Origin of the sequence: Flavobacterium reichenbachii, from assembly GCF_002217435.1 — a bacterium.
Lineage (GTDB): Bacteria > Bacteroidota > Bacteroidia > Flavobacteriales > Flavobacteriaceae > Flavobacterium > Flavobacterium reichenbachii.
Genome location: NZ_MUHF01000009.1, coordinates 107697 through 120369 on the forward strand (window position 1 = coordinate 107697; position 12673 = coordinate 120369).

The 12673-nt window shown below is 36.3% G+C and carries 5 protein-coding genes; all 5 read right to left on the reverse strand.

Annotated features, from left to right (window positions below; all coding sequences use genetic code 11):
* Positions 1–7 precede the first annotated feature (7 nt).
* The 5 genes from B0A68_RS09760 to B0A68_RS09780 all read right to left on the reverse strand — a co-directional run bounded on the left by B0A68_RS09760 (position 8) and on the right by B0A68_RS09780 (position 12615).
* The gene (locus B0A68_RS09760; protein ID WP_035689267.1) at positions 8–2338 is read right to left on the reverse strand and encodes a DUF5703 domain-containing protein; all 2331 of its coding nucleotides are present in this window, start codon (positions 2336–2338) and stop codon (positions 8–10) included.
* Positions 2339–2490: 152 nt separating this feature from the next.
* Complete coding sequence (locus B0A68_RS09765; RefSeq protein WP_035689264.1) at positions 2491–3924, reverse strand: sialate O-acetylesterase; 1434 nt, start codon at positions 3922–3924, stop codon at positions 2491–2493.
* A 257-nt stretch (positions 3925–4181) separates the two neighbouring features.
* Positions 4182–7643: a glycosyl hydrolase gene (locus tag B0A68_RS09770; protein WP_084679179.1), complete on the reverse strand. Its 3462-nt coding sequence runs from the start codon at positions 7641–7643 to the stop codon at positions 4182–4184.
* Positions 7644–7981: 338 nt separating this feature from the next.
* On the reverse strand, positions 7982–11302 hold the full coding sequence (locus tag B0A68_RS09775; protein WP_035689261.1) for a glycoside hydrolase family 2 TIM barrel-domain containing protein: 3321 nt from the start codon (positions 11300–11302) through the stop codon (positions 7982–7984).
* Positions 11303–11490: 188 nt separating this feature from the next.
* Entirely contained in the window at positions 11491–12615 is a 1125-nt protein-coding gene (locus tag B0A68_RS09780; protein WP_035689258.1) for a glycoside hydrolase family protein, read from the reverse strand.
* Positions 12616–12673 lie beyond the last annotated feature (58 nt).

Genomic DNA, 12673 nt, shown 5'->3' on the forward strand with positions numbered 1-12673 from the left:
GTAATAGTTAGTTTAATTTCGTTTTCTCTGCTTCAGATTTTCCTAACAGATTTATAATGTCTTTTTTTCTTTCTTCCGGAATTACTTTCAAAACCTTCAATTCACCATTTATAAGTTCGGCTTCAATTGTTGTATTTTGCTTTGCATGTAATTTAAAATGCACGTTCCAGTCTTTTGGCCAAGCCAGAAAAAGATAGATTTTTCCATTACTTTCCTGCAAAAGCATTTCCTGCATGCCAATCATTCCCGATCCTCCCCAATTATGATCTGGAACCCAGTCAAATCCCGGACCCCAAAAAGCTGGGAAACGTCTTTCTGAATTGGCCATTTTTAATGTGTTATATTTCGAAGCTTCATCAGTTAAACCTAAACGAGCCGAAAAAATATTGTCCTGTTTCCATCCTACATGGCTTCTAAATTTTAAAGCATCAGTATCGTATTTCCAAGTATTTAAAGCGGTTTCTAAATCTGGTTTTCCAACACCGTAAATTCCCCAAGGATAAACGGGATACAATTGCGGAACCTCAGAATTATTTACTCTTTCCCAAGACTTTGCCGGAAGCAATACTTTGTGATTATCAATCTGCCCAAAATTTAAAGGCGGAATTCTATTTTGAAATCCTTTCAAATATTCAGTATCTTCTTTGGATAACTCTTTTGCAGAAAGGTTTAAAAGATTTTCTGTAATTACTTGTAAAGCCGAAATCGTGCTATTAGAATTATTCGTCATTTTATACGTTTCCGCTCCAGAACCTGGGAACAGAATTAAATGTCCGTTTCCATCCAAAACTTTTCTGCCTCTTTGTTTTGCCAGATATTGATAATGTTCATCAAAAAAACGAAGACAACTAATAATAAACGAATTGTATTTCTGAATGTCCTCACCTGCATATTCCTTCTGCTGTAACATCATTTGGCAAAATTCAAAAACCGTGTCCCATTCGTATTCCAGCCATGCATTATATTCCATTCCCGGATCATAATCGGCTGGACGTTTCCATTCATATTCAGCAGGATTTGGCAAGCCGAAGTTTTCTAACTGCTCTGTAAATGATGCTCCGTTATGATTCCAATATACTTTGCTTCTTAATTCAGTATTTTTTTGAAGACTTAAATAATAATTCAGCTGTGATTTCATCATATCAAAATCGCCGCTTTTTACCATCGGAAAATAAACCAATCGCTGGTTTTGAGCCGTCATTGTTCCTCCGCCCCAATTTCTAAAATCGGGTGTAAAATCTAAAGCTGCATTGGTAAAAACAGGATCAACTGTAAAAAGTCCTCCGTTGAATTTTGTTGGATATTTTCCGTAGGCATTACATCCTAACATATAGCGAAACAACTGATAATTCTGTCCGATTTGATAAACAGAATCTTTTGCCACCGCTTGATTTTTCTGAGTAAAAATAAAACTGCGGTTCCAGAAATTATTCCACCATTTTTGGGTGTTTTTTTCTGCTTGTTTGGAAGTATTTTTATTGGAGGAAATTTGGCTTTTTAATTCACTATTCCAATTATTTAAATCCGATTGACTGGTGTTTAAATAAAGCTGTAAAGATTGTTTTTTGGCTGGTTTTACACTTGACAAAATATAACCTTTAAAGTCTGTAGATTGATATTTTCCTAAATAAGTTCCATCAGGTTTTAGATTGTCTCCCTTCATAAATCCGCCGAAAGTTAAATTGGCAATCGGGTTGAGCATTTGATCTTTTACCGACTCCATTTTTTGCTGTTTTACGGCTATATCAAAAACGGTGTTTTCTCTATTTCTGTGATAAAATTTTATGCCGTTATTTTCAAACGAAATCGAATCTTTATACGTAATAATTTCTCCTTGCGGTGCCCATTTATAAGAATTGGCATTATTGGCTTTTCCTTTTGAATCGCGGTTTTTATAACGCCAGCTTTCATAAGAAGCCGTCATTTTAAGCGAAGTTTTACTTTCTAAATCTAAATGAATTATCGGCTTAAAAACATCCACCCAAAGTTTGATTTTCGCATCATTTTGTCCAATTAAAATAAATCCGTCTTTCAATTTTAATTCCTGATGAAAACCTTCTTTTCCAGCAAAGGGATTTGGAGTTAATGTCACTTTTATTCTTCCTAATTTCAATAAAGTATTATGTTCGTCAAACGTCCCGCTTCTTGAAAAATAGAAATACAAATCGCCTTTTTCAACCCAAACATTCATACCAATATCACCTCCGCCTAAAGGCATAGATTCTGATGAATTGTTACTCTGCGTTTTCCAAATTTGATTGTAATTATCGAGCACAGGAAGCTGTGCTTTGATGCAAAGCGTTGTGAAGAGAGAAAATAGAAGTATTAAATTTTTCAACGTATTATTTTTTATATAGAAACTATCATTAAACCATATAAGTGATATAAGATAATTTAAGCTAAACTTTCATTTTTAAAACTTATATGTCCTAAAATACAAGCTAAACACAAAGCTTATATTTTCTTATATCACTTATATGGTAAAAAAAACTACCACTCATCCGTTCTAAACGAAGAAACCGGCAAACCTCCCGCGCTGAATAATTCTGCTTTTACAAAATCCTTCCATAAATAACGAACTGCAACAGGTTTTGCTACTTTATCAGAAGTCAAAACCACTGATTTTCTGCGTACAACTGTTTTTGCCGGATAAAAAACTTTGTCTTCTCCAGCCAATTCAAAACCTAAAACTTCTTTATCATAAGATGTAATTCCGTTGGCAACATCATCAAAAGAAACTGTAACCGAACCGTCTTTTATTTCCATCGATTTGTATTTCGGACTTTCGAATTCGAAACCTTCAATTCCGTAGGTTTTAGCTAAAGCCTGAAAAGCCAAACGATTTCCTCCTTTTTCCTTGTCCATTGGATGAATGTTATTTTCTTCGCCAACATCCATTAAAACTGCCATTCCTGAATTCGAAATTTCTTTTGAGGCTTTCAACTGTGCCTCTCTGATGTAAGCCGAATTGTATTTCTCCAAATAATCTTTTGGATGAAATGAAGCATAATTAAAAGGTGCAATCTGGGCGAAATAGAAAGGAAAGTCTCCTTGTTTCCATAAAGCTCTCCAGCTTGAAACCATTTTCTTCATCAAAGCAGTATATTCAGAAGCCCTTTCGTAATTGGATTCTCCCTGATACCAAATACAGCCCTTGATTCCGTAACCAATTACAGGCGAAAGCATTCCATTAAATAAAGTCGTCGGAACGCGATTTGGATCTTTTGCTAATTCTTCTTTTGTCGTCGGAATCTTAGCGCTTGCGAAATCTTTCAGCATTTCCAGATTCATCCACGCCTCCATGCTAGAACCGCCGTAAGAAACATGAATTAACCCAACCGGAACATCTAAAACTTCTTGTAAAAGCGATCCAAAATACCAAGCCGTTGCGCTAAAATTTGACGTTGATTTTGGCGATGCCACTTCCCATTTTCCTTCAAAATCCTGCAAAGGTTCTAAAACCGTCGCACGCGGAATTGTAATCAAACGAATATTTTTATTGGTTGATTTTATGATGATTTCGTTTCCGTTTTTAACCGGCTGACCTTGAAATCCTTTTAAAGGCATTTCCATATTCGATTGTCCGGAACACAACCAGACTTCGCCAATTAAAACATTTTTAATAGTTACTTTTTCACTTCCTTCCGAAACTTCAATTGTAAATGGTCCGCCAAATGATGGTGTCTGCAATTCGGTTTTCCATTTTCCGGAATTGTCTGCTTTTACTTTATAGGTTTTAGAGTCCCACGAAGTTTTTATCGCAATATTTGCATTCTTCTCTGCCCAGCCCCAAATTGGCGTATTTGATTTTTGCTGTAACATCATATTGTCTGTAAACAATGCTGGAAGTTTGATTTTGGCATTGATTTGGAAACTTCCTAAAAGCAAGAAAATCACAACAATAAATTCTTTTAAATTTTTCATTTTTTTTTATTTTAATCTATATTTCAACGCATTAAAATCCGTTGTTCCAATCTGATCGTCCATCGGGTTAAAACCCAACGCTAGAATATAAATCGTTCCTTCTATTCATCAGGTTAAAGCCCATGCTACAATATAAACCTTTTCTCCTATTCATCGGGTTAAAACCCGACGCTATAATACAACGTTATAGACCAGAGCCATTGGTTCGAAACATATTGTAGGGCTGGACTTTAGTCCTGTTTAAATTGCAAAAACATTTATTTTTCTTTCACAATCGTAACCGACCCCAACAATCCAGCTTTAAGCAAAGGTTCACCTTCTAATCGATATGTCGCATTTGTCCACGTCAATCGCTCTTCTTTTGGTAATTTCTGATCACCTGTTAATCGGTTTGCCCAAGTGTTTGTGATTTTGATTTCTATTGTATTTTTCCCTTTTTTCAAGGCTTGCGAAATATCTGTTTTAAAAGGAAATGTCCAAAGCGTACCGCAATCTTTTCCGTTGATTTTGATTTCGGCGATATTGGCAATTTCCCCCAAATCAATCCAGATTTTATCTGTATCTTTTCCTTTAAAGACAAACTCTTTTTTATAAACTGCAGTTCCAGAATAATATTTAATCTGATCATTTTCAGAAGTACTCCAATCAAAAAGTTTGTTGATTTTTACCACTTCTTTTGGACCTTTAAATGCTGGATCAAACTGCAATTCCCAGTTTTCATCTAAAGTCTGAACATTTTCAAATTCAGATCCTTTTTGATATCCTTGCGCTAAAACCTCTTTTATTTCTTCTTTAAAAATCACAAAACCAGATTCGTTTGCATCTAAACTTATTGAAACAATTGTTCTGCCATTTTCTATTTTCCAATTGGCTAAAGCCGAAATTTTATCAGTAACCGGATTGTACCATTGCGGCAGTTTTCCAGCTATTCTAAACGAAGCTTCAAAAGATCTTTTTTCCTCTTTTTGATTCGAAATAAAATAAACATCTTCTACATCCGATTTGCGGTGCGTCCATGCAATTGTTTCTGAATCGGCTCTTTTCAAATTCGGAAAATAAACATCCTGCGTAATTCCAATTGAGGCAAAATCATTTTCTAAATAAGGCAATTTTATTATCGTTCCTTTTCCTATTTTCCAAGTTGATTTGTTAGAATTATTCCAAATTTCATCCACTATATTCTGCCATTTTATGAAATCATCACTTGACTGCAAACCTGACTGCAAATCTGGTTTTTCATCTACAAAAATCGTTGCGCCGTCTTTTACTAACTGCAGGATTTTTTCGGCGGAAGCCAAAGAAAGCAGCTTATTCGGCGCCATTTTATGACTTCCCGGAAACAATAAGGCGCCATATTCAATTCCGCCTCCAAAAGATATTTTACCATTCTCTACTTTCGCACGATTGATCAAAATATCTGAGTTGAAAGAATCGTATTGATAACCGTTCATCGCATTAATCCATTGTGATAAATCGGTTGAATTTTTAGAATACGAAACTTCTTTTGGCATTTTAGTAGTTGGCTGTCCTTCATTTTTCAAACGAATGGCTTCACTTTCTACTCTTTCCTTTCCAAAAACATTCGGAATAAAAGGCACTAAACGATCCGGAAGTAACGAACGAGAAGGTAAATCTTCGCCAATAAAAACAGCCAAATCAATAACTGGTTTTCCTTTTTGTAAGTGAAACTGTACTCTCTGGCAATATTCAAACCATGCTTTTCCTGGTTCCCACCAAGTCTGATCTCTTTGAAAATATGTTCCAATTCCGTCCAAAGTCATTCCCGGTTTTCTGTCCAGCCACGGATTATGTACAAAAACGTGGTAGAAAAAACGGTTAATTCCCAGAGCATAATTTCTGTCGGCAACCACTTTTAGATTTCCCGGATGTTCGTCCCAATCCATTTTTAAAGCCGTAAAAGCTTCTGCCTGAATAATATCTTTTCCGTAAATATGACCGCCTGAAATAGCGTCAAGCATATCGTTTGGTTTATCGTGGGTTGGGCTTTTCAGCCAAAATTCCCCGCTTGGATAATCAATATATTTAAAGTGAAGAAGTCCGTCGCTCATCATCGTTGGCGCGACATTTTCTGAGCTGAATTTTACATTGGCATCGTCAGCAATTTGTCTCAAAGTTCCGAAGAAATTTTCGGCAACTAACTCTGAAATTGTTTTTCGGATATCATATAAAACCTTTTCTGAAGTCTGAATATCTTTTACAGGAATTCCCGCCATAACTGGCAGATAATCTACAATATCGTAACCTCTGCGTGTTTTAAATTCATTTCTAAAAACAGGTGACCAGTTTTGACTTCCACATTCCCAGCTGTCCATATGAAGGATTTTAACCACTTTTGAAGCTAATTCAGGTCCCGCAACACGAAGCATTTCGCCAAACCAATGATCCAGCTGAAAACGAATCGCTTCGGGATTAAATTTATCTACTTCTAAACCTCTTCCTGCACCTGCTGTAGCATTTTCATGTCCTGTCGAAGTATGCCCAAAACGGATCATTCTCCAATTCGCTTTCGCAGAAGTTTTCCAGTTTAAAACGCCGTCTGCATCCACAAACTTCGAAATGTTGATCATTTTTGATAGATCAATACAATCAGAATTACTGATTTCTTTGTCAGACACCTGCGGACTCAATCGCCAAATCGCTCCTGATTTTCCTTGATAATTATCAATCAAAGCTTCGTTTGACAAATATATTTTTGCGACTTTCAAACCTTGATTCCATTTTGCGGGATCAAGATCTTCTGCGCCTGGTTCTGTTCCTTCAGGATCGTAAACAAATCTAAAATATTTTGCTTTTGTGGGAACAATACTGTGAGTGTAAAATGCATCGACATCCTGCCAGCCGTGACGCGGCGTTGTTAATCTTCCTAAACTTCTGAAGTTTTTTCCATCATCACTGACTTCAATTAGTAAACGATGCGCCTGATAATTATTTCCTTTGGTTTCAATTTGTATAGATTTACATAAAAAAGGCTCATCAAATTCGTACTGAATCCAGCCTTTTTTAGGCATTCTGAATTGTCCGTCTTTCTCTGATGAACTTAAAATCGTAGCATCAGATTCTGGATTGGTTGATGTAATTTTTGGACGTTTTTTATTCGAAGTAATAAAACTTTCTTTTACCGGAATGGCAAACGTCGCGATGTCTTTATAATAATCTTTGTAATGATTTGGAACGGCTAATTTTAGATTTTTAAAATTGTTTCCGCTCACAATTGTATCTTTCCAAACGACTTTTTGCATTGACATTTCAGGAGTAATCCACGGTCCTCCGGCAACGGCAAAACCATCGGCAGGATGAAAACCAATTTTCACTCCAACTCGATCGGCTTCTGTTAAAGCCCAACGTACCAAATCCCAAAACTCTTTGCTCAACTGTAAAACTGGCGGATCCATCAAAGGCGGATTTGCCGGACCTTTAATGGTCATTAAATACGCACCTTCGATACCGGCTCTTTTCATCGCTTCCAAATCGGCTGTGATTCCTTTTTTAGAATAAGCGCTTTGCATCCAATACCAATACGTCCAAGGTTTCGAGGATTCTAAAGTGGGCTGAAAAACGGTATTTTCTTTTTTATGGATTTCCTGTGCGGAAAGGATTCCCGCAAAAAGCAAAAACAGGAAAGTCGAGACAGTCGAAAGTCTTAAAGTCGAAAGTCGAAAGTCTCTTTTAAAAAGGAAAATGTGTCTTTTTTGCAACATTGTTTTGTTATTATTCTGTTGGCAACCCCGACAGGTTTTAAAAAATCTGTCGGATTAAATACCTATATTATTAGTTTCGTTTGTCATTATAAACATAGCCAATGGTTTTAACCATTGGGACGCAACGTGATTTTACAATACGTTTCCCGAAGTTGAAACCTCGGGCTATGTTTGATATATTGCCTTTTTTGTTATTTCGACGTATGGAGAAATCACACCATAAACTCTGCGAACTAAATCTACAATCTTTGTCGAAATGAACTGTGCTTAAACTATACTTTATCTATAAATACAAAATACCTAACAGGTTTTTAAAACCTGTTAGGATAAATCGCAACTTAATATTTAAACTTTTTCAAACTGCTTTCTAATTCATTTTTTGAACCATTGAAAGGCGTCAAATAAAAACTATATTGATAATCTCCTGACTTAATTTGATATTGTTCCAAAGGCTGTGCAACCAATGTCCAGCTGTCGTTTCCACCAACTCCCATTTGGATTAAATCAATATTTACCGTCAAAAATCCTGGATCTTTCAGATCATACCTATGACTCGCAGAACTCAAATTTTCCTGTGTATAAGGCCAGGCGCTCATGCTTAAAACTTTCGAATCATTTACAACCAAAAATCCTTTGTTTTTCTGCGGATTGCTTAGCGACATCCACCTCACATCACATCTGTTTCCGTTTTCCTGCGGTTTTGGGTAATGTTCAATAAAATCATTAATTGGAAGTGAATATTTCCCAACAAACGAACCAAAACTTCTGTCGCTGTAGTTCTCCAGTTCACCTTTTCCGTACCAAGAAATCTGGTCGAATTTTCTTTGAACTCCCATCTGCATTCCGATTTTTGGAATGTTCGGCAGTTTGTTTGATGCTTTCAAACTGTAATCTACTTTTAATGATCCGTTTGGTAAGATGTTGTAAACCACTTTTACGCTCGCACTATCTTTTATAATTTCATATTCACTTGTAATTACAGCACCATCAATTCCAATTCCCATTTTAGTACTTAAAACTCTAGGTTTTGCTTTATACCATTGTTTCAACAATTTTTGCGATTTCCATCCGCGTTTATCGTTATCCGTAAGCGGTCTTACGAAGTTTGGTAGTAGCGGTGCAAAAACCTGTTCTTCTCCGTTAAAAATATAAGAACTCAAAGCTCCGTTTGTTTTGCTGATAGTAACATCGAAAGTCTTTCCTTTTATTTTAAAATCCGAATCTGATTCTGAAATGTTTACAATTTCTTTTTTCGATTCAGGCGAAACTGCTTCTTTCTTTTTCAACAGAAACTGATCTTCTGCGACAGCGTAACCCTTTGAAGCCCAAAGTTCCTCTTTTGAAAGCTGGAATTCGATATTTAAAATATATTCGGCATCAGCTTTCATTTTTGGCAGATAAGAACTGATATCTAATGTTGTTGATTGTCCTGCTTCAACTTTTAAGGGTTTTAAAATCTGAGTTTTAATCACATTTCCGTTTTCCAAAACTTTTAAAACTGGAATATAATCTTCTAATGATTTAACCGACTGTCGATTTTTAATTTCTAACTGATTTCCGTTTAAATTCGAAATCGCTGGCTGATAGACCCATTTATTTTCAAAAATTGATCCTTTTGGTTTTCCGTTAGAATCTACAATTCCTTTTGTATTGAAGTTTCCATCATGGTATTTTTCTCCAAAATCTCCTCCGTGTGCAAAATAATTCTGACCTGATCTGGAATCAAATTTCACGATTCCCTGATCTTTAAATTCCCAAATACAACCTCCGATAACTCTTGGAAGCGAACGGAATTCATCCCATAATTCTTTTAAGTTTCCAACTGAATTTCCCATCGCATGAGAATATTCAACGAAAATAATTGGTCTTGTATCTTTCTTTTGATCAACTAAAAATTTCGGAGTGAAAACGCCCGGATAAAAACGACTGACCATATCAACATAAGAATCATCCTGCGGGTTTTCGAATCGGTACGCATGATCGATTGTTTTTGGATATCCCGGATCAAGCGGATCGATATAGCCGTCTAATTTTGCATTTCCCTGCGCTGGTTCATAATGTACGGGACGCGTGATGTCGAAATCGTGAACCCAGCCCGACATCGCTGCGTGATTTGGTCCTTTTCCACCTTCATTTCCTAAACTCCACATCACGACCGATGGATGGTTTTTATCTCTTTCGACCATTCGGGTCATGCGCTCCAAATAAGCATTTGTCCATTTTGGATCGTTGCTTAATTTTCCGCCAATTCCGTGTGTTTCCTGATTGGCTTCATCCATTACCATAATTCCATATTGATCGCATAATTCATAGAAATACGGATCGTTTGGATAATGACTTGTACGTATAAAATTGAAATTGAACTTTTTAATCGTGGTAATATCTTGTTTGATATCTTCTCTCGTAACCGCTTTTCCTCTTGTTGGATGATGATCGTGACGGTTTACGCCATACACATAAGTTTCTTTTCCGTTGATGAGCATTTTTCCGTTTTCCTTCGAGAATTCTATTGAACGGAACCCTACTTTACAGCTTTTGGCTTCGGTAACGTTTCCATTTTTATCTTTTATGGAAATGACCATAGTATACAAATTCGGTTCTTCTGAACTCCATTTCTTTGGATTTTTAACAGTTTCCTGAAAGAATCCAAAACGAACATTATCCAGACGAGGATAACTTTCATTAATCAAATCAATCACAGGTCTTTGAAGCGGTTCTTTGAACATTGCCGTATTATTAGCATCGTACAACTGAACATTCATCGTGTAATCCTTAACTTTTTCTCCTGTCAGATTTTCTACTTTAGGACGCAGTTTGAAAATGGCGTCTGTATATTGTTTGTCTAATTTGGTTTGAACAAAGAAATCCTGAATGCGAAGTTTTGGCTCCGCCATAATAAAAACTTCACGCTGGATACCGCTCATGCGCCAATGATCCTGATCTTCCAGATAAGAACCGTCTGTCCAACGAATTACGCGAACAGAAACTACATTCTCTCCTGCTTTTAAATAAGGTGAAATATCAAATTCTGAAGGCAGAAAGCTGTCTTCTCCATAGCCTAAAAATTCTCCGTTCAGCCAAACTTCAAAACCAGAACTTACGGCTCCAAAATGTAAAGTCACCGTCATATCTTTCCAATTTTCAGGAACGGTAAAACTGCGCTGATACGAACCAACTCCGTTATAATCTTTAGGAATATATGGCGGATTTATTGGCCTAAACGGATATACGGCACTTTTGTAAATTGGATTATCATATCCTTTCATTTCCCAATTTGACGGCACTTCGATTTTATCCCAACCCGAAACTTTTTCTTTATAAAAATCTTTTGATGCTTCTTTCTGATTTACGGCATATTTAAAATCCCAATCGCCATTCAGCATCTGGATTCGGCTTTTGGTTCTGTCACCCTTTAAAGCATCTTCAACAGAAGTATAAGAATAAGCTGTAGCGCGTGAAGGCTGTCTGTTGATACTTGTAACCGTTGGATCTTCCCATGGAGCGAACTCGTATTTTTTATGCAATTCTGGAATTCCCGCAGGTTCTCCTGTTACGGATTGGGCTTGCGCGTAAGTTGTGAATAGTAAAATTACAGTCAAAAAGACGAAAGTCCAAAGTCGAAAGTTGAAAAATTGCTGAATTTGATTTGGTTTAAACATTATTTTATTTTTAGTTTTTTTGTCATTCCGACGATCGACAAAGATTGACATTTCTTTGTGGAAATTCTTGTGTGATCCTTCCTTTGTCAGGATGACAAACTGTGTCTTTATTTATTTTGTGTAATTAGACCTGACAGGTTTTAAAAACCTGTCAGGTCTAAAACGTATTATATTTTAATTCTTTGTACTTAATTCTTCTTCTTTTTCTCCGGCGGAGCCACAAAATTCAATTTGCTTTTTCCTAAATCTTTAGAAGTTGCAATTGCAATTCCTCTTTGTTCTGCTTTGTTAACGGCGCAGTAAAAATGATAAACTACTCCGTCATGTTTTACAACAAATGATTTATGGGCAAACATATCATCGTAAGGTTCAGACGATTTAACCAAATCCTCACCATTCCAGTCGGTCCAGTTTACTAAATCATTCGAAACTGCAAAACGGTTAAATGCACCTTGATTCCAACCCGTCCAAAAAGCCCCAAAATAGAACATTACCCAAGTATCATTGATACGCTGAATATAGGCATCGCCCGAAATTCCTTTATGATGATTGATTAATGGTTTATCGCCATAACGCTTCCATTGTTTCATATCGTTTGATACTGCCATCGCAATACGTTCTGCACCTTTAGCGGGATTTATACTATCGCCTCGTGCGTTGTAATACATGATAAAATTGTGTCCTGTAACTTTGTCTTTATCCCGAATTACACTGTTTTTATACATCGTACTATTATCCCACCATTTAGCATCTTTATCTTTTGGTGTTAAAACTGGATTTTCTAATCTTTCAAATTCATGTGGTTTTGTCGGTGCTTCTTTGGTATACGCCATTCCGATTGATAAAACTCCGGCTTCGTAACCTTTACTGTCTCCACCAAAATAACTCATCCAGTATTTATCATCATATTTTTCCCATTCGTAGCTTCCGCCCCATGTTGGATCCTGCAATGAAATATATCCTGCTTTTTGGTTTACATCCCAATGTTTTTCATTTTCTGAGAAAGACATTACTTTTCCTAGATATTTCCAATCCAAAAGATTGTCACTTTCTGCCAGCCAGGTTTCATAACCTCTTCCGTCGTAAATTAAATACGTCATGTACCATTTGCCGTCTTTTCTGAAAACACTGGGGCAATCCATTTTGTATGAGTTGTCAATTGGAACCATTACCAAACCATATTTATAAGGTGTTTTTACTTCATTGTAAATCTCCTGCATTACGGTTTCGTTGATTTCTCTCTTCTTGTATTTGGTTGCACAGCTTGCTATGGAAAGTGCTGAAATGGTTAGAATTAGATATTTAATTTTCATTTTTATGTTTTTTTGCCACGAAGGCGCTAAGGCTCTAAGTTTTTTTTGTTTTGGAACG

Coding starts and splice junctions, on each gene's coding strand:
- B0A68_RS09765 (WP_035689264.1), bottom strand. CDS start 3,924: ATGAAAAATTTAAAAGAATTTATTGTTGTGATTTTCTTGCTTTTAGGA.
- B0A68_RS09770 (WP_084679179.1), bottom strand. CDS start 7,643: ATGTTGCAAAAAAGACACATTTTCCTTTTTAAAAGAGACTTTCGACTT.
- B0A68_RS09775 (WP_035689261.1), bottom strand. CDS start 11,302: ATGTTTAAACCAAATCAAATTCAGCAATTTTTCAACTTTCGACTTTGG.
- B0A68_RS09780 (WP_035689258.1), bottom strand. CDS start 12,615: ATGAAAATTAAATATCTAATTCTAACCATTTCAGCACTTTCCATAGCA.